Genomic DNA, 21,770 nt, shown 5'->3' with positions numbered 1-21,770 from the left:
AAAAGTAGGAAAAGTCTGTTTTAAGTGTAGAGCTTAAACAGGCTTTTTTACTTATAGTATCGGATAGAAAACGCTAGAAGGAATAATATTCAGTTTTTATAACTGTTTACATAATAAAGTTATGATGCGCTAGTTGTCCTAAAATACAAGTCATATATCTTGTATCCTCTCATAAATTTAAACATAGGAATTTGTCTACAAAGGTGGCGAAGCCTCATCATGAAAATTCGAATTTGTGCCACATTCATGTTGTTTCTATTTATATGTTTACATCCTTTTTTGACTTTTGCAAAAGGAGAGGAGGCAAAGGAAAGGGTCGTTTCACTTGTATATGATGATTCGGGCAGCATGAGAAATAACGATCGCTGGAAATATGCCAATTATGCTTTGCAAAGTTTAGTTGCGCTATTAGATGAAAAAGATAAATTCTCTTATGTTCCAATGAGCAAGCCGAATGATCCATTAAACATTTCGTTAACGAAGGATAAGAGACAAACAGAAATTGAGGGAATTGGAGCATGGAAAACGTATTTAAATACTCCGTTTAGCGCAGTAGAGACGGCGATGCAATCTATAAAAAAGGAAGCAGATATAGATGGAAAACGTGAATTTTGGCTTATTGTCTTAACTGACGGGGCATTTAATGATTTAGAGAAAGATAAAATTGGCGGAAAAGAACAAATTACACAGAAGCTAGCACAGTTTAAGAAAGAAATGGATGCAAAAAAGATATCGTTACATCCAATTTTAATTACGATGGAAGAGGATTTAGGGCAGCAAGAAAAGGCACAACTAAATACGTTTAAAGAAATATGGAAGAAAGAGATAAATGGCGTTACGATGCCATCTAGTGGAGAGGATGGTATTGTAAAAAGCGTCAATCAAGTGGCAGCATTAGTTGCAAATCGTGATCCGTTCTCCTCGGTTGAAACGATTGTAAAAACGAAAGTAATAGGGAAGAAAGTAGAGATTACAACGCCATTTCCGTTAAAGCGTATGACGCTTGTACGACAATCGCCTTCTTTGTCTAATTATCAGGTCACACAAATTTCTAAACCATTACAATTACAATCTTCTTATTCCATACATGCACCAGGAGAAGCGAAATTATTCGGAAATATAGTTCATATAAGTACGGAAAATCAGGGAGTTATTAAACCAGGAACTTATACGATAGAAGTGGATCGAGATATTGAGAAAGAAGGATTACAAGTACTAGTTGAACCGGCGCTTAACTATACTGTTTCTACTTATGACAAAGACGATAGTAGTCAAAAAAATGTGGAGAAAATGTACGAAGGTGTTACTGCTGTTATTGAAGCGAAGCCTACGGAATTACCAATTCAGTCTTCATATTTTCAGTCAGAAGTAGAGATAGACGGAAAACAGTACGCGATGAAGTGGGACGATAAAAAACATGTATTTTACTACGAAACGAAGATCGATAAAGGGTTAGTGCGCGGGAAAGTTCATATGAACATAAAGGGGTTTTACAGACAGACGAAGGAATTTAAAATCGAAGTAACTGAAAAACCAAAATTATCATTGCAAACTATTACGAAAGATTATGAGGAAAAAGTAACGAATTTAGAGAATAGTAAACCGTTTATTATACAACCACAGTTAGATGGTAAGCCGATGACAGAAGAAGCTGTAAAGAAACTATTAAAATCTACTGGTGTCACATCTAAACAATCAATCAACTATGAAATAAAACAACAGGATAATCAAATTTACATTTATCCTCGCCCTCATTACTCCGACACATTCAATTTCACAGATACCGGCACCGTAGAAGCTACCATCGTAGTGCAAGATTCAAAATTACAAGAAGTAAAGAAAAATATATCACTTCATATTCAAAATGCACCGTTCTATGAAAAATATGCGCTTATTTTTAAGTTTGTTATTCCTATCACTTTATTATTGTTAGTAGTAGGAATAATCGTTTTAGGATGGATTGCTCGTCCAAGATTTCACCGAAAAGCACTATTGTATTACGAATGGGATCAAGAGGTAGCGAAAGATTGGTTATATCAATCTGAGCCAGAATTACTTAAAAATAAATGGTGGAAGCACTATTTTGGTATTCCATTCCGAGCAGAAAGAAAGACTGTGCAATCCGTTACGTTTATAGCAAAAAAAGGATCGAAATCAATATTTGTAGCGAAAGAGTCACAAGTAGTAGGAATGATTATTGATGGGATGTTTATAACAGAAGATGAGGTTGGAATGGAACATAAGACGCTATATCCAAATGAACTTTTAGTAATTGATAGAGGGTATGGTAAAGAAATTTACAAATACGAGTGTGAATAGTAGGTAGGGAAAAGGAGGGAGTCTTATCTTTCTCCCCTCTTTTCAAACAAGCAAGAATAGGAAGGTGGTTCACATGACGTTACAAGTTCCAACGATATTAATTGGTTTAGGTGGAATCGGTAGTACTGTGACACATCAAATATATGAAAGGCTACCTGAGGAGCGCCGAAAAAAGGTAGCAATGCACGTATTTGATACAGATGTGAATACATTGAGTAAATTTGATCATATTCGAAAGTTTAAGACGCAAACGAGTTCTAGTAAAACGCCAAGAGAGTATATTGCAGGAGATCCAACGATTCCAGAGTGGTTTCCGATGGACCTGACTATACTTGATAAACCACTGACAGAAGGGGCAGGACAGTTACGCGTCATTTCCCGTTTAGCGTTACTTGCTGCGATGAAAGAAGATAAATTGACATCCTTTTGGCAAGAAATCGAGAAGATTTTTCCGGTTACAAGCGATCAAACGGAATATGGAGTGCGTGTCATTATCGTAACATCACTAGCGGGCGGAACAGGTTCAGGGATGTTTCTACAAATTGCATTATATTTACGTGAAATGCTTCGGAAAAAACTGCAGCATCACAACATTTTAATACGTGGTGCGTTTTTAATGCCGGATGTTTTAGTTAAGACGAGAACGGTTAGTGCGAAAGAGTTTGAAACGGTGCAAGCAAACGGCTATGCCTCGTTAAAAGAATTACATGCCATTACACTCGGTTCCACTGGAGAATTATCAAAACGTGGCGGTGTGACGATTGAATTAGAATATCGACCTGATCAAGTAGATGAAGACGGAAGAACGAATCATACGATTAAACAACATCATTTACCATACAATTATTGTTTCCTATACGATTACGAAAATCTACATGGACACCATCTGCACAATTTATCAGATTATATGGAGCAAATGGCAAATACGATTTATTTACAGTTATTTAGTCCGATGTCTGCAAATCATTTTGCACAGGAAGATAATCAAATTCAGCAATTAGCAGAATCAAGTGGGAAAGGACGATATTGCGGGGCAGGAACGGCAAAGATTATTTATCCGTATGAGCACGTGTTAAAATATTGTGCTTTAAAATGGGCTGTGCAAGGTTTAGATGAGTCTTGGCTGCATTTAGATCAACTGTTTCAAGAGAAGAAGCAAAGATATGACCAAGACGTCAAACGCGGGATGCAACGTGAAAAGCCAGAGCGTGGGAAAAGTTATTTAGAAGACTTAGAACATCTTGCTACCCGTCCAGAACAGGCTCATATTTTTTATAGACAAATGTACAATGAAACGCGTGAAGGAGCTGAGGGCGGAAAGGTCGGTGTTGCGAAATCTAAACTGTTTTTAGAGGCTGTAGAAAGTTATGTACAGCGTACGGTGCAAAAAGATGAAGAATTAAACCGACTGCAGCACGAGTGTAAAATTTCGGCTGCTAAACTGAAAATGATGGAGCAAATGAAAGGTGAAGTAGCAAGGGTGGATCATGCGGTTCGTTTATATGCGTATGCGATTCCGAGCCGCGTACATGAGCATGTAACGACACTATTGTATGACATGATTGAATCAGACCGTTTTGCACCAAGTGGTTCTGAAGGGCAGTCCTATCAATTAAATACATGGTTTTTAAAGAAAACGGATCCTGTTCATCCAGTATCAGCTCGTTTTATGTTGTATGAAATTCGAAAGCAGTTAGTCGAGAAAATGAATCGACTACATGAAAATAATGAACAAAAGCGTAATTTAATTCAAAACTACGATAAGAAATTTAATGTGAGTAATATTGATGGAACGGTAACAGCTGTTCGCCGAGTAGAAATCGCGCAGCAACAAGGCTGGTTTGGAAAAATGATTAATAATCAGCAGCGTTTGTTTAAAAAAGAATTTGAAGATATTGTAACGCAGTATGTACACAAATTAAACGAGTATCGTAAAGAGATGCTATTAGAACTCGTTTATCAATCGCTTTATCAAGCAGTTAATAAAATGATTCAATATTGGGAAAGGTTTTTTGATAATTTACATGAAACGCGTGAAAATTTATTGTTTGAAATTCAAAAACGAAGCAAGGAATTTGAAGGGAAAACAAACCCAACGAATGTATACGTATTAGCTGAAGAGAAGTTGCAAGAAAAGATATGGCTAGATATGCAGCAACATTTGAATTTAGGAGTATTACCGAAAGATATATCTGCGGAAATTTATATGAGTTTATACGGGGAATATTGCCGGGATGCGAAAACAGAAGAAATTCAATCGAAAAAGGTAGAAGACTTTTATCGTGAGCACATACTAAGTTATTGCTATGATGAATTACAAATACGCTATCGTGATAAATTAGAGCTGAATATCGTTGAGGCGTTACGAAAAGAGGCGGATTATAAGAAGCGTGATCGTGATGAATACGTCCGTGAAAAAATTGAAGACTTGTTCCATTTAGCAAGTCCATTCGTTCCGAAAGTTTCCCACCATAGGGAATTACAATATTGGGGTATACATCCATCTTTAAAGAAAGAATTGCAAGAGGAATTAATGCAAGAAATGTTTAAAGAAAAAGATACAGTACATGAAGCTTTTTCGCCATTTGAAGTCATTTGTTATCGTGCGCATTATGGTTTATCATTGCAAGACTTTCCTAAGCTTTCCTCAGGGCATATTGCAAATGGATTTATGAATGATAAAGGTGATTATTTTCAGTCATACTATCGCCGTGTGAATAAGTTGAATAGTAAAAAATCTAGTTTAACGCCGCATTTAGATAAGTATTGGCATTTACCAGCATTCATGCCAGACTTAAATGCAACGCAAACGAAGTTGGATTACGATAAATGTAATCGAGCTCTTCTATACGCGTATATGTATCGCTGGATTAGTTTAGTTGCTGTTGATGGTCAGTTCGTGTATCAATATAATGGCGTTGGACGTAGCTTCTTAATTCAGTCGATGGGAAAAAATATTTCAAGTGAAAGTTACAAATTACACAGAGCATTGCTTCATAATCCGTTTATTTATGAAAACATCTTGTCCAGATTTGAAGAAGAACAAGAAAAAGCTATGATACAGGGCGGACATTTATATACACATCCGTTCGTATTAGGTGCTCAAGATATTAGATGGCTTCGTAAAGAGCATGTCCATAATATTTTAGATATGATTTTAATGTATGACCGTGAAGCAAAATATGATCCAACGTTAGAAGAAACTTCTGATGAATTATTAAGATTATTCCTTGACGAAATTGAGTTATATTTCCAAAACTATTACGGTACAGGTGCCGATATGGTTGCAAAGAAAGAGAAAGAAATGTTTATTAAACAATTGTGGGATCGTTCGTACGCGAAAGGTTATGTAGATCCAAATAGTGCTCCTTATAAAAAGTGGCAAAATTTATTAAGCGTTCATGATGAAGAAGAAACGCCAAAAACGAATGTATAATGAATGAAAAGGGAATCCTTAAAAGTGGCAATACAACTTTAGAAAAGAGGGATTCCGATGCCGTTTTTAGGAAGTGTATATCAAATATTTGGATTGTATCCAGAAATTTATTATGGAATGATTTCAGCCGAACTTGCGGAGCAGCAAAGATTGGAACAGGCGGAAAACGAAGAACCAGAAACAGAAGCGTAACTGTATAGGAAGCTTCAAAATAAAAATGATAACACGCTACTTACTCTTTACACGTATAAGAGCAAGTAGCGTGTTTTTGCTATTTAATAATCCCATTTTCTAAAATTTTAATAGTAGGTGCTACTTTCACGTTAGCTTTTGAAAAGGCACTCGGCCAATCGTTTTCAACTTCTTTCCATTCTTTATATTGAAATGCTCTCGCATAATCACCAAACCCGAATGGATCAAGTTGCTGTTTTTGAATTTTGTGGATTAAATCGTTTAAATCTTTGTTTAGTTGTTTTGTAATAAGTGAAGTTAATTTCTTTCTACCTTTGTCTATATCCATGTTGAATGTAAGTTCAGATACGGAAACTTTAAAATTCATTGCAATATTAAATTTAAAGTGGTTATCGTTATAGCCTGTGTGAATGTCACGATTCATGCTAAGAACATTTATTGTTACGAAATCGTCGCCGTCTGTATCTTTTAGATGACTATAACTTTTAACTGAATGAGAAGGGATTTTCAGTGTAAGTGAAACGGGCATATTCGCTTTCTTTTGTAATAGAAGAAGAAGGGCACTTTCATATCGATTTAAAGACATTTTATAGATTCCGCGAGAAGTTAATAATGCAGAGCCGGTAACGAGAATATCTTTTTTACTTTTTTTTATTTCTGAGATAGCAGGTGTTATACCTTTATTAAAAGTTTGCCTATGAAATTCATGGAATGTCGTAAACACGGTTCGATTGTATAGTTTGTTCGTATTAATTAAATCTGTTAAATATTCAGGAAGTGCAGGTTTATCTTTAAAATTATTATATATAACTGAAGAGATTGGACCGTCTACTGCAACCATGCGCATATTTCCAGTATTTTTAGGGTCGCGATACCAAACATCAAGGTAAGGCATAGCTCCTTCTTGTTTTAAAAATTTCGTACTAAATAAAATGAGTTGTAACTTTTCTGTAGATACTAAACCGCTACTTGAACTATTAAATGTTGCTTTTGCTTCTCGAGGGGTATGTACTGTCGCTTCATGAGTTTCGTATTTTTTCTCCACATCTTCATTAAAAATAGGGTTTACGTGGTATACAATTAATTTTCCTTTTGCTTTTGCGTCAAAACCGTAAATTAATGAAATCGATTGTTTTTCTAAGTCGAGCCGATCTCCACAACCTGTTAAAAAGATTATGAGAAAGCAAAGTATAGTGAAATGAATAAAGCGTCTCATTTAAATTTTTCTCCTTTTCCAATGCTGATAAAGTGTCATGTATAAGAGAAAGAAGACTGGGAATAGAAAAACGATAAAATAACTTGCAGTTCCCCAAAAATCCCGAAGGGCACTTATTTGATAAGAAGAAGGGATATAAAAGAATAAAACGAAAACACACCCGAATAACAATAACCAAATAGGTAATGAACTCCCTTTTTTGTTAATTAATTGATTGATTCCATCTGAAGCAGTGAAAATATAAGGAATGCAAGAATCAAAAATAATGAAGAGATAAAATGACAAAAAGATAATTTCAAATCGTTCCAGAAATGAAAAGTGAAATGGTGTAACAAGAGAAAGAGTGGGCCATAAAAACTTAGTTATACCATCTGGGCTAAAATAAACGAAAGAAACGAACGTAACTTGCAGGTAAACGAATAAAGTAATCAAATTCGCAAGAACAATTCCTTTTTTTGCAGATGATTTATTACTGAGATAAGGATAAAGGACAAATGCAAACTCAAATCCGAGAAAGGCAATAATAGTTGATTTTACGGTGTTGAAAACGGGTAGCCATCCCTCTTTCAAGAGCGGAAGAAGATAAACCCAATGCCCATCTTTAAGTGGGATAAATAATAGCAATGGCATCCATAGTGTAAATAAGACAGTAAAAACAGCATAGCGGCTAATAATAAGAACACCTTTACATGCGAGCATAAGCATTGGAATAGATAATAACATCATGATTAAAAACATTGGAGATCTAGGTAAGATCCAAATGTGAATAACGTATAAGAGGGAAAAAATTAAGGAAACAGCTGCAAGAATAGCATATAAAATCCAAAAAATCATTACTACTCTTCCTAGCCACTTCCCAAGATAACGAGTTAGCACATCAAGTAAAGTATACCCGGGATGTTTTTCCATAATTTTTACAATACATAGACTGACTAAAGTAGTGATAGCGCATCCTATAATAATAGACATCCAGCCATCTGTATTCGCCCCTTGTGCAACTTCACGTGGAAGTGTAAGTACACCGAATCCTACTTGAACACCACTAATCGTTAAAATGTATTGAAATAAACTAATCTCCCTCTTTGCACGCTTTGTCACTTATTTTCCTCCGTTTCTTCTATATCGCGTTGTCGATTCTCTTGTTTTAATTTAAGGGATAGTGGTCGTTTCTTCATTATTTTCCATGGTAAACGTACAAGAATATCTTTTAAATCTGAAGCAAATAGCGGAGAAAAAGGACTACCATAAGGAACACCAAGTGATTCCATAGAAAGAATATGGATGATGATAACTGCCATCCCAACCATAATTCCAATGACCCCAAATAAAGAAGCGATTATCATCATTGGAAAGCGAAGAAGCCGAATTCCTGCTGACATTTCCATGTTAGGGATGATAAAAGAAGCGACTGCAGTAATTGATACGACGATAACCATAACATTACTTACTATTCCTGCTTGAACTGCAGCTTGTCCAATGACAATTCCTCCTACGACACCAATCGTTTGTCCAACGGGACCAGGAAGCCGAACTGCAGCTTCACGGAGCATTTCAAGTACTAATTCCATCAAAAGTGCTTCTAATATAGGAGGAAAAGGAATTTTAGCCCGAGATTCTCCAATTGTTAACAATAATTTAAGCGGAATCACTTCATAATGAAAGGAAATCATAGCAATATAAAGAGCTGGAGCAAATATTGCAATAAATAATCCGGTAAAACGAAGTAATCGTATGAAAGATGGAATCATTGGTCGGAAACTGTAATCATCTATCGTCTGAAAAAAAGATGAAAAAGTCATAGGTCCAATTAAAACGCCCGGTGAGCGGTCTACAACAACAGCAATTCGCCCGTTCAAAATGTGATGTGCCGTTGTATCAGGGCGTTCGGTTATTGATAATTGCGGAAAGAGAGTATAGGAATTATCTTCAACAAACCCTTCTAACTCACCGGTAGTAATAATGGCATCCACTTTGATTGATTCGATGCGGCTGGCCATTTCTTGTACAACATCTTCGTTTGCAATGTCTGCTAGGTATAGCAAAAAAACTTTTGAAGTAGCTCGTTCACCAACAGTGAATTCCTTTACTTTCAATTCACGATTGGGAATATATCTACGAATAAGTGCAAGACTGTCGCTCGCTACTTCATTAAATCCTTCGTGTGAGCTTTTTATGGAAGTCTCTGTTGTAGGTTCTTCAATACTTCTTTTTGGTGCCGATTGCGTATCTAGTTCTAACGCTGTAAGTTGTCCATTTATAAATAAAATGCTTTTACCATGTAAAAGGGATTGTTCAATGTCTGACCACTGCTGAACCTTTTTCATATTTCCGATAGAAACGGAAGATTCCCAAAAATCGTCCTCATTCCACTCTTTAAATAGGAGGGGACGAAGAATATCAATGTTAATAACAGTTTTATCTACAAGTCCTTCCATATATATAAGAGCGGCTTCTTTTCTGCTTTTTAACGGAAAAGTACGTGTAATTAATTCTGGAATACCGCTAAAGAGTTTGGACAAGTGCTTTAGATTAAGGGAAAGAGAGGAAGAGATAGATTTATTTAAAAGGTGATCAGCTTGTTCTTGTGCAGAGAAAGATTTTTCACCACGTATCCATTTATTAAAAGACCCCATTTGTTCGCTTACTCCTTGTTATGTTTTATATGGGTTATTATGGATAGTTACGTGCTGACATATGCGTAGTTTAAATTTTATATTGTATATTTCCATCTTTAACGCTATAATTATAGTGTTAAAGATGGAATCGTGATATGACCTGTTATGAATCTATCGTTTTATTTATGAATAAATGGATTGGTATTTTAGCAAGATGTGCTAATAAACTACTCCACCATGATAATAACGTGCCGAAATGTGGTGCGTATATTTTCGTGGTGGAGTTTTTTTATTCTCAAAAAGGGGGAAAGACCATGAATAACAACATGGTTCATATTACAATTGACGGAAAAAAGTATACAGCGGAGCCCGGTTCAACGGTACTGGGTGTTATTAATGAGAACGGTATTGAACATCCACAAATTTGTTACGTGCCAGAAGTAGATCCTATTCAAACATGTGACACTTGTATCGTAGAAATTGACGGAAAGTTAATGCGCTCTTGTTCGACAGTGGCGACAGAAGGTATGAACATTGAACGTAATTCTGCTCGTGCAAAAGAAGCGCAAACAGAGGCGATGGATCGATTGTTAGAAAATCATTTACTATACTGTACGGTATGTGACAACAACAATGGGAACTGTAAACTGCATAATACAGCAGAATTAATGGAGATTGAACATCAAAAATATCCTTATGAACCAAAAGTAGATGTAAGTGAAGTTGATATGACGCATCCGTTTTATCGCTATGATCCTAATCAATGTATCGCATGCGGTCAATGTGTTGAGGTGTGTCAAAACTTACAAGTAAATGAAACGTTATCAATAGACTGGGAAGCGGAACGTCCACGAGTTATTTGGGATGAAGGAGTAAATATTAATGATTCTTCATGCGTGAGCTGTGGTCAATGTGTAACCATTTGTCCTTGTAATGCTTTAATGGAGAAAACGATGCTCGGTGAAGCTGGATTTATGACGGGATTAAAACCAGATATTCTTGAACCGGTGGTAGATTTAATTAAAGAAGTTGAGCCTGGATATAGTGGCATTTTTGCGGTATCAGAAGTGGAAGCGGCCATGCGTGATACTCGTACGAAGAAAACGAAAACAGTTTGTACATTTTGTGGTGTAGGTTGTTCATTTGAAGTGTGGACGAAAGGGCGTAAAATTCTTAAAGTACAACCTTCTTCTGATGCGCCAGTTAACGCAATTTCTACTTGTGTAAAAGGAAAATTCGGTTGGGATTTCGTAAATTCTAAAGAAAGAATTACAAAACCTTTAATTCGTAAAAATGGAACGTTTGTTGAATCTACATGGGAAGAAGCACTAAATGTAGTTGCAAGTAAATTAGGATCTATTAAAGAAGAATACGGTAAAGATGCTGTCGGCTTTATTTCTTCATCTAAAATTACGAATGAAGACAATTATGTAATTCAGAAATTAGCTCGACAAGTATTTGAAACGAATAATATTGATAACTGCTCACGTTATTGTCAATCGCCAGCGACAGACGGATTATTCCGTACAATTGGTATGGGCGGAGATGCTGGAACGATTAAAGATATCGCAAAATCCGGTCTTGTTATTATTGTAGGTTGTAATCCGACAGAAGGTCATCCTGTTTTAGCTACACGTATTAAACGTGCGCATAAATTACACGGACAAAAATTAATTGTGGCTGATCTTCGTAAAACAGAAATGGCAGAGCGTTCAGACGTCTTTATTAGTCCAAAACAAGGAACAGATCAAGTATGGTTAATGGCTGTTACGAAATATATGATTGACCAAGGCTGGCACGATCAACGATTTATTGATGAGAATGTAAACTTCTTTGAAGATTTTAAAGAGAGTCTTACAGAATATACACTTGAATATGCAGAAGAAATGACTGGTATTTCAAAAGAAAAACTTATTCAAATGGCTGAAATGATTCGTGATGCAGATGGTACATGTATCCTTTGGGGTATGGGAGTAACGCAAAATACAGGTGGATCTGATACTTCCGCTGCGATTTCAAACTTACTTCTTGCAACAGGTAATTATCGTCGTCCAGGTGCTGGTGCATATCCACTTCGAGGTCATAATAATGTACAAGGTGCTTGTGATATGGGTACTTTACCAGGATGGCTTCCTGGATATCAACACGTTACTAACGATATGGAACGTGCGAAATTCGAAATGGCTTACGGAGTGAAAATTAATAGTGAACCAGGTCTTAATAATATTGAAATGCTTCACGCAATTGACGAAGGGAAAATGAAAGCTATGTATCTTGTCGGAGAGGATATGGCTCTTGTAGACTCTAATGCGAACCACGTACACGAAGTGTTATCGAGCCTTGATTTCTTCGTTGTGCAAGATGTTTTCTTATCTAAAACGGCTCAATATGCAGATGTTGTATTACCGGCAGCACCGTCTCTTGAGAAAGAAGGTACTTTCACAAATACAGAGCGCCGTGTACAAAGATTGTATCAAGTTCTTCCTACGCTTGGAGATGCGAAGCCAGACTGGTGGATTGTACAGGAAGTTGCGAATAAATTAGGTGCAAACTGGAATTATAGCCATCCAAGTGAAATTTTTGCTGAAATGGCAAGCTTATCACCACTATTCTCAAAAGCGAATTATGAAGTGCTTGAAGGATGGAATAGTTTCCATTGGGGAAGTTTTGATGGAACGAATACACCACTACTTTTCCAAGATGGATTTAACTTCCCAGATAAAAGAGCTCGTTTTGCGATTGCTGACTGGGTACGTCCAGCTGAATTCCCAGCGGAGTTCGATCTTCACATTAATAACGGTCGTATGCTTGAGCATTTCCATGAAGGGAATATGACAAATAAATCAACAGGTATTCAAACGAAAGTACCTGGCGTGTTTGTAGAAGTTTCTCCAGCACTTGCAAAAGAACGTGGAGTGAAAACAGGTTCATTAGTTCGTCTTGTTTCTCCTTTTGGAGCATTAAAATTACGTGCACTTGTAACAGGCCGTGTAAAAGCGAATGAGTTATATTTACCGATGAACTCTACAGATAATGAAACAGCAATTAATTTCTTAACAGGTCCTGCTGTGGACGTACGTACGAACACACCTGCTTATAAACAGACGAAAGTGCGTATGGAAGTGCTAGAAGTTGATGGCGCAAATCCGATGCCAAAAGCGAACCCGCGTAACAAAAAACGTCATCCTCAAGCTGGTATTGAGGTAAATCGTAAGTGGGCACGTCCAGGGTATGTGCATTTAACGGATAAGTAGGAGGAGAAAAATATGGCTGCACCTATAAAAATGATTCAAAAACAAGAATTAACTGAGGAAGAAATAAAACAGCAAAAATTAGATGATTTAAAAGAGCTTCTAGCTAATAATGAAGAAGCTTTAAATCAAATGTTTAATATTGTTGGGGAATTAAATGACATCGGAATGCTAGAAGCTGCAAATTCTATGCTAAAGGCGAAAGAACCGATCGCAAAGATTGTTCTTGGCCAAGTGACTCGTGAGCCTGTTACGAATTTAATTAATAATATGATGGGTGCTGCGGGTGCTTTAACAGAACTTGATCCGGAACTTACGAAAAAGCTTATAGGTAGCTTGTTAGTAGGGCTAGAAGAAGGTAATGAACATCTAGAGAGTAATAAAAAAGTAGGGGTATTCGATCTTATGAAAGTATTGAAAGATCCAGATATTAACCGTGCTATCGGGTTTGGACTTCATTTCTTAAAAGGTATGGGGAAAGGGTTAAAAGACGAATAAACTTCATGAAGTGAACCTTTTCGCCCAAATGTTTGTACGAAATAGTTTGGGCGGAAGGATCATTTTGGTAAAATATATAATAAAGTAAAATGAGGCTTTTGGGAGGTATAATTGTATGTCAAAAAAAGTACATGAATTTAATGATATGATACGAAAACTTCGAAAAGAACTTTTCGGAAAAGGGCCAGAAAGAATTCATACTGTATTTGCTGAAAATATGGCGATTGCAACCCTTTATGGAAACTTAACACCTACTGAAAAATTCATTTCAAGTACGATGGACGGTGCGGAAATGGTTCATATGGCTAGAACGAAAATGATTCAAGAAGTGTATGCTGCGAATTCCCGTGAACACTTGGAGGAACTTGTTGGAGCGAAATTAGTGAATTTATTTTCAGATATGAAAGTAGAAGAGGATATTGCAGTTTCGGTATTTGTTTTTGATAAAAATATAACGTGAGAGAAGGATACTGATCGTGAAACCGATACAGGTAGAAAGAGAAATCTTTCGTTATGAACAAGGGGCGTTTAAACATATAGAGGACAGTATTGTAACAGAGTTTCCTGTCACGATTAAAATGAACGGACAGGAGTTTGTTACAATGGTTAGTACTCCAGAATATATAGAAGATATGGTAATAGGCTTTTTAGCATCTGAAGGAATCATTCGGAAGTATGAAGATATTGATGACATATGGGTACAAGAGAAAGAAGGATTTGTACATGTCACAACGAAAAAAGTGAATCCGTATTACGAACAAATGCAAAATAAACGTTATATTACTTCATGCTGTGGTATGAGTAGACAAGGGTTTGTTTTTGCAAATGATGCACTAAGCGCTAAAAAAATGAATGGTGTCCATGTACAGGTTGCTGCAGAAGACTGCTTTCGATTAATGAAAGAAATGCAGCAATCTGCGGAGACGTTTCAACATACAGGTGGCGTTCATAATGCATCTTTGTGCGATGTGAATGGCATTATTTTAAGCCGAATGGATATCGGTAGGCATAATGCATTAGATAAAATTTACGGTTATTGTTTAAAAAATAATATTTCTATAAGCGATAAAATCATTGTTTTTAGTGGTCGTATTTCTTCGGAAATATTATTGAAAGTTGCAAAGATTGGTTGTGAAATTATATTGTCAAAATCAGCTCCAACCGAGTTGGCTTTGCAAATAGCAGAAGAATTAGGTATTACTACGATAGGGTTTATTCGGAATCAATCCTTAAATGTATATACGCATCCAGAGCGTGTTATAAATATAAAATAAGTAAAAGTGAGGCAATAAATATGAAATCTGTCACATTAGACAAACTACAACGTCCTTTAAAGGATTTACGTATTTCTGTTACTGATCGCTGTAATTTCCGCTGTCGTTATTGTATGCCAGAAGAAATATTTGGTCCTGATTATTCGTTTTTGTCTAATGATAAAATTTTATCTTTTGATGAGATTGAAAGGATAACACGTATTTTTGTTTCTTTAGGTGTAAGAAAGTTACGAATTACGGGCGGAGAACCGTTACTTCGAAGAGGTCTTCCGCAGCTTATTGAGCGCCTTAATAAAATAGATGGTGTGGAGGATATCGGTTTAACAACCAATGGATCACTACTGAAAAAGTTTGCTCCTGATTTATATAAGGCGGGTTTATCACGTGTGACAGTTAGTTTAGATTCCTTAGAAGAAGATCGGTTTTTCTATTTGAATGGTAATAGAAGCAAAGTGCAAAGAGTTCTGGAAGGAATACAGGCTGCAGCTGAAGTTGGTATGAAAATTAAAATAAACATGGTCGTTCAAAAAGGAAAAAATGAACAGGACATCTTGCAGATGGCGCAATACTTTAAGGAAAATAAGCATATTCTTCGGTTTATTGAGTATATGGACGTTGGAAATTATAACGGTTGGGAGTTAAAAGAGGTTGTCTCTAAACAAGAAATAGTAGATGCCATTCATCAAGTTATGCCATTAGAACGGATAGAAGCGAATTATGCAGGTGAAGTTGCGACTCGCTATCGTTATATTGGAAGTGATGAAGAAATAGGTATTATTTCATCAGTAACAGATTCCTTCTGTTCATCATGTACGAGAGCACGTATTTCTGCAGAAGGAAAATTATATACTTGTTTGTTCGCTTCTAAAGGAAATGACTTGAGAGAACTACTTCGATCTGGATACACTGACGAGGAAATAACATATATCGTACGTGATATATGGAACAACCGAGAAGATCGTTATTCAGATGAACGCTTAAATCATACAAGTAAAAAAAGAATACCTAAAATTGAAATGTCACATATTGGTGGCTGATATATAAGAGTGACGCTATGAGGAAGTATATACAAAATGGAAAGTATGCAACGTTTGTAGATTTTCTATTTTATAGTAAAAGTGATGATTGATATCTCTGTAAAAGATGTGCAGAGATATTAAGCAGCATTCAAAAACCTTTATTTTGAGGAGGTTTTTTGAAGCTGCTTTTTTATTTGGAGAAAATGGAGGAATTAGTAATGGCATTTCATAAACCGGAACAAATTGCTGAACTCGTAATTGAGGCCGGTGTTCAAAAAGTAAGTCAGACGTTGCCAGCGATGCTTATTCTCGGTTTTTTAGGAGGAGCGTTTATTTCGCTCGGTTTTTTGCTTAACATTCGCGTTTTAGGTAATTTACCTGAGCGCTGGGGGAGTTTAGTCAATGTATTAGGAGGAGCAGTTTTTCCTGTTGGACTAATGCTCGTCGTATTAGCGGGAGGAGAATTAATTACTGGAAATATGATGTCACTTTCTATGGCGCTATATGCAAAGAAAATTACATTGGTAAGTGTACTAAATAACTGGATTTGGATTACTTTCATGAATTTCGTGGGAGCTATTTTTGTTGCGTATTGTTTCGGTCATCTTGGCGGATTAACAGAGGGAGATTATTTGAATAAAACGGTAGCGATAGCAGAAGGAAAGTTACATGAAACGTTTGGGAGAACTTTAATTTTAGCGATTGGATGTAATTGGCTCGTTTGTCTTGCGCTTTGGCTCGCTTATGGGACAAGCGATTTGGTCGGAAAGATAATCGGAATTTGGATCCCGATTATGGCATTTGTAGTGATTGGATTTCAGCAAGTAGTAGCAAATATGTTTGTCATCTCGGCAGTTATTTTTGCAGGTCATCTGACGTGGATGGATCTTGCTAGAAATTTTGTTCCTGTCTTTATCGGAAATGTAATTGGAGGAGCTGGATTTGTTGGATTTGCTTACTTTGCTTGTTATCAAAAACAACATTCTAATATGAAATAGAGTTCTTGAGAGGAAGGGTATGTAATGGCTGAGCGGTATTCACGACAACAGTTGTTCAAACCGATTGGGAGTAGAGGGCAAGAAAAAATTCGAAATAAACATGTGTTAATTGTAGGAGCAGGCGCATTAGGAAGTGCAAGTGCCGAAAGTTTCGTACGTGCAGGTATTGGCAAGTTGACGATTATTGATCGTGACTACGTTGAATGGAGTAATTTACAAAGGCAACAATTGTACTCTGAACAAGATGCGAGAGAGAAAATACCGAAAGCAATTGCTGCTAAAAATCGGCTAGAACAAATTAATTCGGAAGTACAAATACATACTTTCGTAATGGATGCAGTTGCAGAAAATATGGAAAACCTATTAAAAAATGTAGATGTAATAATCGATGCAACAGATAATTTCGATATTCGATTTGTAATAAATGATTTATCACAAAAACATAATATTTCTTGGATATATGGTTCTTGCGTTGGATCGTACGGTATGAGTTATACGGTTATTCCGCAAGAGACACCGTGTTTACATTGTGTGCTGAAGAACGTTCCTGTTACAGGTGTGACATGTGATACAGCTGGAATTATTAGCCCGACTGTTCAAGTTGTCGCAGCATATCAAGTGGCGGAAGCATTCAAAATTTTAGTAGGAGATTTCTCAGCAATTAGAAAAACATTTTTCATGTTTGATATATGGAGTAATCAAAGCCATTTTATAAAACTAGGGAAAATCAAAACAGACGATTGCCCTTCGTGCGGTTCGCATCGAACTTATCCTTATTTATCATACGAAAACCAAACGAAGGTAGCTGCTTTATGCGGAAGAAATACAGTGCAAATTAGGCCAGTGGAAAATAGAAAGTACGATTTTGACGCTATGGAAAAAGTATTAAACAAACTAGGGAAAGTAGATCGGAATCCGTATTTACTATCTTGCCAACTAAATGATTACCGCGTCGTTATTTTTCGAGATGGTCGTGTTTTCATTCATGGTACAAATGATATTTCGAAAGCGAAACAATTATATTATCGCGTATTCGGTTAATAGAAAGGGTTGTCAATAATGGAAAGAAGAGTGCCAATTACGGTTGAAGAAGCTGTTCGTAAAGTAATGGGATTTGCTAATGAGGGATTAAAGGAGCTACTACCTATTGAATTAGCTTACGGGCGTATACTAGCAGAGGATTTAGTAGCTGACCATGATGTACCTTCATTCAATCGTTCACCGTATGACGGATTTGCTATTAGAGCAGAAGATACGAATTTAGCGGGTTATGAAACGCCAATTGTATTTAAAGTAGTTGGTGAAATTGGCGCAGGATTGCTATTCGACGAGAAAGTAGGTCCGTTTCAAGCAGTTCGAATTATGACGGGAGCACAAATTCCGAATGGGTGTGATGCGGTTGTTATGTTAGAGCTGACTCGTCAATATGAGGAAGCTGGCAACAATTATATGGAAGTGAAGCGATCATTCAAAACGGGTGACAATATTTCTTTTCAAGGTGAAGATGCTCGTAAAGGAACGGTTCTTGCAAAAAAAGGATCATACATTCATCCAGGGATTTCAGCTCTTCTTGCTACGTTCGGATATAGTGAGGTACCAGTGGCGAGAAAGCCTGTAATTGGATTGTTAGCGACTGGTAGTGAATTACTGGATGTAAATGATTCATTACAGCCAGGGAAAATCCGAAATAGTAATACGTATATGATATTGTCTCAAATTCGAAGAGCGGGCGGAAGAGTAAAATATTTTGGTAAGTTTAGCGATGATTTTCATACATGTTTCACAGCTGTAAAAGAAGCGTTAAGCCAAGTGGATATGCTCATTACAACAGGCGGTGTATCAGTGGGGGATTACGATTATTTACCAGCTATTTACGAAAAGTTAGGTGCATCGGTTCTTTTCAATAAAGTTGCAATGCGGCCAGGAAGTGTTACGACTGTAGCGCAATTAAATGGCAAGTTATTATTTGGTTTATCAGGAAATCCATCTGCTTGTTACGTAGGATTTGAATTATTTGTAAGACCGTGTATTCGGACGTATATGTTTAGTGAAAAAGCACATGTAAAAAGAGAAAAAGCGTTATTAGGAGAAGATTTTTTAAAACCAAATCCATTTACTAGATTTGTGCGAGCAAAACTGACATATAACGAAGGGCAATTAATCGCTTATCCGTCAGGGTTTGATAAATCTAGCTCGGTTTCTTCTCTAGCAGAGACAAATATATTTATTGTACTTCCAGGTGGTACGAGAGGTTATAAAAAAGATATGTTCGTAGATGTTCTCTTGCTGGAAGATAACGAAGGTAGTGAATGGCCTTGGTCATTTTATAAAGTGAGAGGTGTTTCTAATGGGACAAGCGCTATTTGAGATTGTAGATATACCGATTGTAGTTGAAGAAGTAACGAATAAAGTCGCAAGAAGAGAAGTAGGTGCAATTACAACTTTTATTGGTACGGTGAGAGAGTTAACAAAAGGAAAACGAACATTACATTTAGAGTATGAAGCATATAAACCGATGGCAGTAAAACAACTTACGAAAATTGGTGAAGAAATTAATGGAAAATGGCCGGACGCAAAAGTAGCAATTACGCACCGAGTAGGGCGGTTAGAAATCATGGATATTGCGGTCGTTATTGCAGTTTCATCACCGCATCGTAAAGTAGCGTATGAAGCGAATGAATACGCGATTGAACGTATAAAACGAATCGTCCCAATTTGGAAAAAAGAATTTTGGGAAGATGGGACGATGTGGATTGGAGATCAACTTGAAAATACGGCATATCCAGAAGGAAAACCGAAGAAAGAAGAATGAGAAGATGATTACAATTTTATTGTTCGCAAATTTACGTGAGGAAGTCGGATCGGATCGACTAGTAATTTTAGAAAAGCAAGAAATGACAGTTCAGCAATTAAAAGAATGGCTCAAAGCAAGCTATTGCTTACAATCGCTTGATAGAGTGATAGTGGCTGTTAATGAAGAGTTTGTAACGGATGAAGAGATGATAAAAGCTGGAGATATAGTCGCATTAATCCCGCCCGTTAGTGGGGGATAATAAGCTTTTTCGTCAAGAAGATGTTGTATATAAATTCGAATACGAGAAGGGATGAGTTCTATGATTACTCAAGAACAAATAATGAACGCATTAAAACATGTAGAGGATCCGGAGTTACACAAAAGTATTGTAGAATTAAATATGGTTAGAAATATACAAATGAATGGAACAGAGGTTAAACTTGAAGTAGTGCTAACGATTCAAGGTTGTCCATTAAAGGCAAAAATTCAACAAGATGTGGAAGAGTCTCTTCAGACAATTGGTGCATCTAAAGTAGATTTGACATTTGGTTCTATGACACAAGAAGAACGAGCTGCGCTAACAGAGAAGTTAAAGAAAAATAGTAGAACAGAAACTGGAATGCCGAGCATGCTTCGCCTTGATTCAGGGGTACGATTTATTACTGTAACGAGCGGTAAAGGTGGAGTTGGAAAATCAACGGTGACAATTAACCTTGCCACTGCTTTAGCTCGTATGGGCAAAAAAGTGGGGATATTAGATGCAGATATATATGGTTTTAGCATTCCAGCTATGATGGAAACGAATCAAAAACCGACGATGATTGATCAAACAGCAATTCCAGTTGTTAGTCACGGTGTTAAAATTATGTCGATGGGATTTTTTACGGAAGGAAATAACCCAGTTATGTGGCGCGGACCGATGTTAAATAAATGGATTCAAAATTTCCTTGCGAATACGCACTGGGGAGAATTAGATTATTTACTTCTTGATTTACCACCTGGCACAGGAGATGTAGCTATTGATGTTGCAGCAATGATCCCGCAGGCGCAAGAAATTATCGTTACAACACCACACAACGTAGCTTCATTCGTAGCATCTAGAGTAGGTGTTATGGCAAAACATACGAAACACGAGATTTTAGGGATTGTAGAAAATATGGCTTATTATGAAGAACAAGATGGATCAAAAAATTATCTCTTCGGAAAAGGTGGCGGCGAAATGCTTGCAGAACAATTGCAAACAGAAGTGATTGCACAAATACCTTTTGCAAAACGAGAAGAAAATAACGGTTCATCTGTATATGATGAAGACTCTCTTGTAGGAGAAGTGTTTACATCGTTAGCGGAGGATATTATTTATAAAGGATAGAGGGGGAAGTTTAGTATGGCGTGTAATATCGATCATTCTATGGAAGATGTAATGAATAAGCTTGAAAGTCAGAAGAGTTTTTTGCCTAAAGAGATTTTTACAGGATTGAAGGGATTTTTGCGAGGGAATCATTCACAGGAAATATTAAATGATGTCTTTCATCTTCTAAAGAAGTATGACTTAGTTAGTGAAGAAGAACGAGAGATGAGAAATACTCAATTATTGCTGATTATAAAATAAATACGCTTTGGCTTTTGTTTTTTTGCAGAAGGGGTGAATGTAATGGATATGAAAAAGATGATTGAAACGATAGAAGCAATTAAAATGACTGACGAAGAATTATCGATTTCTACTTTACATCAAAAGCTTGTGAAGTTGTATAGTCAAAAAGATAGTGCGGAGTATACGGAGATATTAAAATATATTTTATCATTATCCGTGCAGCTGAACCTACATTTCGTATTGAAATATTTTGGTGTGCGCCCGGTTGTTGCTGCAGCTGAACGTATGCAATTTCAAGAGATATTTAAATGTTTAGCTAAGAAAGATGATAATGGGGAATGGTTTCTAAATTTCGTTTCTTTATATGTAGGACTAATTGTAGTTCTTCATTTTGATGAAAAAGAGATTGAGAGAAGTTTTTTCGATGATATGGTAGTGGATGAAGGGAATGCAATATAAGATTCTGCTTATAACATCTTTCTATTTAATTGCTTTAACTGCGATTTTAGTTCGTTATTTAAATATAAAGGTAACTAATTAATAAAAAGTGTTCTTCAGTTGTTTCCG

Annotated in this window: 19 protein-coding genes; 16 read left to right on the top strand and 3 right to left on the bottom strand. The window is 36.5% G+C overall.

Annotated features, from left to right (window positions below; genetic code table 11):
* Positions 1–219 precede the first annotated feature (219 nt).
* The 3 genes from QCI41_RS08115 (at position 220) to QCI41_RS08105 (ending at position 5,947) form a co-directional block, all read left to right on the top strand.
* A complete protein-coding gene (locus QCI41_RS08115; protein WP_353837679.1) occupies positions 220–2,319 on the top strand; it encodes a vWA domain-containing protein in 2,100 nt (699 codons plus the stop codon).
* Between the two features lie 73 nt (positions 2,320–2,392).
* Complete coding sequence (locus tag QCI41_RS08110; RefSeq protein WP_353837680.1) at positions 2,393–5,755, top strand: tubulin-like doman-containing protein; 3,363 nt, start codon at positions 2,393–2,395, stop codon at positions 5,753–5,755.
* 57 nt (positions 5,756–5,812) lie between these two features.
* Positions 5,813–5,947, top strand: coding sequence for a hypothetical protein (locus QCI41_RS08105; RefSeq protein ID WP_001116178.1), 135 nt, complete (start codon positions 5,813–5,815; stop codon positions 5,945–5,947).
* A 79-nt stretch (positions 5,948–6,026) separates the two neighbouring features.
* Here the strand turns inward: QCI41_RS08105 and QCI41_RS08100 are convergent, their stop codons facing one another.
* From QCI41_RS08100 to QCI41_RS08090, 3 genes are read right to left on the bottom strand one after another with little or no spacing between them, the layout of a single operon-like run.
* The gene (locus tag QCI41_RS08100) at positions 6,027–7,163 is read right to left on the bottom strand and encodes a Ger(x)C family spore germination protein (protein WP_353837681.1); all 1,137 of its coding nucleotides are present in this window, start codon (positions 7,161–7,163) and stop codon (positions 6,027–6,029) included.
* Complete coding sequence (locus tag QCI41_RS08095; RefSeq protein WP_353837682.1) at positions 7,164–8,261, bottom strand: endospore germination permease; 1,098 nt, start codon at positions 8,259–8,261, stop codon at positions 7,164–7,166.
* Positions 8,258–9,796 carry a spore germination protein gene (locus QCI41_RS08090; RefSeq protein WP_353837683.1) on the bottom strand — a complete coding sequence of 513 codons (1,539 nt, stop codon included), beginning with the start codon at positions 9,794–9,796 and terminating at the stop codon, positions 8,258–8,260. The genes QCI41_RS08095 and QCI41_RS08090 overlap by 4 nt, the downstream gene beginning before the upstream one ends.
* A gap of 308 nt (positions 9,797–10,104) precedes the next feature.
* On the opposite strand from QCI41_RS08090, the gene fdhF reads away from it, so the two are divergent.
* From fdhF to QCI41_RS08025, 13 genes are all read left to right on the top strand, one after another.
* On the top strand, positions 10,105–13,032 hold the full coding sequence (fdhF, locus tag QCI41_RS08085) for a formate dehydrogenase subunit alpha (RefSeq protein ID WP_483299065.1): 2,928 nt from the start codon (positions 10,105–10,107) through the stop codon (positions 13,030–13,032).
* Between the two features lie 12 nt (positions 13,033–13,044).
* Positions 13,045–13,527 carry a helical membrane plugin domain-containing protein gene (locus tag QCI41_RS08080; RefSeq protein ID WP_000729894.1) on the top strand — a complete coding sequence of 161 codons (483 nt, stop codon included), beginning with the start codon at positions 13,045–13,047 and terminating at the stop codon, positions 13,525–13,527.
* A gap of 115 nt (positions 13,528–13,642) precedes the next feature.
* Complete coding sequence (locus tag QCI41_RS08075; protein ID WP_000039582.1) at positions 13,643–13,987, top strand: Na-translocating system protein MpsC family protein; 345 nt, start codon at positions 13,643–13,645, stop codon at positions 13,985–13,987.
* Positions 13,988–14,003: 16 nt separating this feature from the next.
* Positions 14,004–14,801 carry a formate dehydrogenase accessory sulfurtransferase FdhD gene (fdhD, locus tag QCI41_RS08070; protein ID WP_353837685.1) on the top strand — a complete coding sequence of 266 codons (798 nt, stop codon included), beginning with the start codon at positions 14,004–14,006 and terminating at the stop codon, positions 14,799–14,801.
* A gap of 20 nt (positions 14,802–14,821) precedes the next feature.
* Complete coding sequence (gene moaA, locus QCI41_RS08065; RefSeq protein WP_353837686.1) at positions 14,822–15,838, top strand: GTP 3',8-cyclase MoaA; 1,017 nt, start codon at positions 14,822–14,824, stop codon at positions 15,836–15,838.
* 200 nt (positions 15,839–16,038) lie between these two features.
* On the top strand, positions 16,039–16,818 hold the full coding sequence (locus QCI41_RS08060) for a formate channel (protein WP_131934482.1): 780 nt from the start codon (positions 16,039–16,041) through the stop codon (positions 16,816–16,818).
* A 24-nt stretch (positions 16,819–16,842) separates the two neighbouring features.
* Positions 16,843–17,859 carry a molybdopterin-synthase adenylyltransferase MoeB gene (locus QCI41_RS08055; protein WP_353837687.1) on the top strand — a complete coding sequence of 339 codons (1,017 nt, stop codon included), beginning with the start codon at positions 16,843–16,845 and terminating at the stop codon, positions 17,857–17,859.
* An 18-nt stretch (positions 17,860–17,877) separates the two neighbouring features.
* Positions 17,878–19,185 (top strand): molybdopterin molybdotransferase MoeA, encoded by a 1,308-nt coding sequence (gene moeA / locus QCI41_RS08050; protein WP_353837688.1) that lies wholly within the window; start codon positions 17,878–17,880, stop codon positions 19,183–19,185.
* Positions 19,166–19,630 carry a molybdopterin synthase catalytic subunit MoaE gene (moaE, locus tag QCI41_RS08045; RefSeq protein WP_088080194.1) on the top strand — a complete coding sequence of 155 codons (465 nt, stop codon included), beginning with the start codon at positions 19,166–19,168 and terminating at the stop codon, positions 19,628–19,630. The genes moeA and moaE overlap by 20 nt, the downstream gene beginning before the upstream one ends.
* Positions 19,631–19,634: 4 nt before the next feature.
* Positions 19,635–19,871, top strand: coding sequence for a molybdopterin converting factor subunit 1 (gene moaD / locus QCI41_RS08040; RefSeq protein WP_353837689.1), 237 nt, complete (start codon positions 19,635–19,637; stop codon positions 19,869–19,871).
* 60 nt (positions 19,872–19,931) lie between these two features.
* On the top strand, positions 19,932–20,981 hold the full coding sequence (locus tag QCI41_RS08035) for a P-loop NTPase (RefSeq protein ID WP_088080193.1): 1,050 nt from the start codon (positions 19,932–19,934) through the stop codon (positions 20,979–20,981).
* A 15-nt stretch (positions 20,982–20,996) separates the two neighbouring features.
* On the top strand, positions 20,997–21,221 hold the full coding sequence (locus tag QCI41_RS08030; protein ID WP_088080192.1) for a group-specific protein: 225 nt from the start codon (positions 20,997–20,999) through the stop codon (positions 21,219–21,221).
* Between the two features lie 42 nt (positions 21,222–21,263).
* The gene (locus QCI41_RS08025; protein ID WP_353837690.1) at positions 21,264–21,662 is read left to right on the top strand and encodes a nucleoside triphosphate pyrophosphohydrolase family protein; all 399 of its coding nucleotides are present in this window, start codon (positions 21,264–21,266) and stop codon (positions 21,660–21,662) included.
* Positions 21,663–21,770 lie beyond the last annotated feature (108 nt).

The organism is Bacillus cereus group sp. MG4, from assembly GCF_040460055.1.
In the GTDB taxonomy this organism is placed as follows: Bacteria; Bacillota; Bacilli; order Bacillales; family Bacillaceae_G; genus Bacillus_A; species Bacillus_A wiedmannii.
This window is presented reverse-complemented; position numbering and strand designations above follow the sequence as displayed.

What these genes read in the sequence shown, in the direction of transcription:
- QCI41_RS08115 (WP_353837679.1), top strand. Translation starts at nt 220, where the DNA reads ATGAAAATTCGAATTTGTGCCACATTCATGTTGTTTCTATTTATATGT.
- QCI41_RS08110 (WP_353837680.1), top strand. Translation starts at nt 2,393, where the DNA reads ATGACGTTACAAGTTCCAACGATATTAATTGGTTTAGGTGGAATCGGT.
- QCI41_RS08105 (WP_001116178.1), top strand. Translation starts at nt 5,813, where the DNA reads ATGCCGTTTTTAGGAAGTGTATATCAAATATTTGGATTGTATCCAGAA.
- QCI41_RS08100 (WP_353837681.1), bottom strand. Translation starts at nt 7,163, where the DNA reads ATGAGACGCTTTATTCATTTCACTATACTTTGCTTTCTCATAATCTTT.
- QCI41_RS08090 (WP_353837683.1), bottom strand. Translation starts at nt 9,796, where the DNA reads ATGGGGTCTTTTAATAAATGGATACGTGGTGAAAAATCTTTCTCTGCA.
- fdhF (WP_483299065.1), top strand. Translation starts at nt 10,105, where the DNA reads ATGGTTCATATTACAATTGACGGAAAAAAGTATACAGCGGAGCCCGGT.
- QCI41_RS08080 (WP_000729894.1), top strand. Translation starts at nt 13,045, where the DNA reads ATGGCTGCACCTATAAAAATGATTCAAAAACAAGAATTAACTGAGGAA.
- QCI41_RS08075 (WP_000039582.1), top strand. Translation starts at nt 13,643, where the DNA reads ATGTCAAAAAAAGTACATGAATTTAATGATATGATACGAAAACTTCGA.
- moaA (WP_353837686.1), top strand. Translation starts at nt 14,822, where the DNA reads ATGAAATCTGTCACATTAGACAAACTACAACGTCCTTTAAAGGATTTA.
- QCI41_RS08060 (WP_131934482.1), top strand. Translation starts at nt 16,039, where the DNA reads ATGGCATTTCATAAACCGGAACAAATTGCTGAACTCGTAATTGAGGCC.
- QCI41_RS08055 (WP_353837687.1), top strand. Translation starts at nt 16,843, where the DNA reads ATGGCTGAGCGGTATTCACGACAACAGTTGTTCAAACCGATTGGGAGT.
- moeA (WP_353837688.1), top strand. Translation starts at nt 17,878, where the DNA reads ATGGAAAGAAGAGTGCCAATTACGGTTGAAGAAGCTGTTCGTAAAGTA.
- moaE (WP_088080194.1), top strand. Translation starts at nt 19,166, where the DNA reads ATGGGACAAGCGCTATTTGAGATTGTAGATATACCGATTGTAGTTGAA.
- moaD (WP_353837689.1), top strand. Translation starts at nt 19,635, where the DNA reads ATGATTACAATTTTATTGTTCGCAAATTTACGTGAGGAAGTCGGATCG.
- QCI41_RS08035 (WP_088080193.1), top strand. Translation starts at nt 19,932, where the DNA reads ATGATTACTCAAGAACAAATAATGAACGCATTAAAACATGTAGAGGAT.
- QCI41_RS08030 (WP_088080192.1), top strand. Translation starts at nt 20,997, where the DNA reads ATGGCGTGTAATATCGATCATTCTATGGAAGATGTAATGAATAAGCTT.
- QCI41_RS08025 (WP_353837690.1), top strand. Translation starts at nt 21,264, where the DNA reads ATGGATATGAAAAAGATGATTGAAACGATAGAAGCAATTAAAATGACT.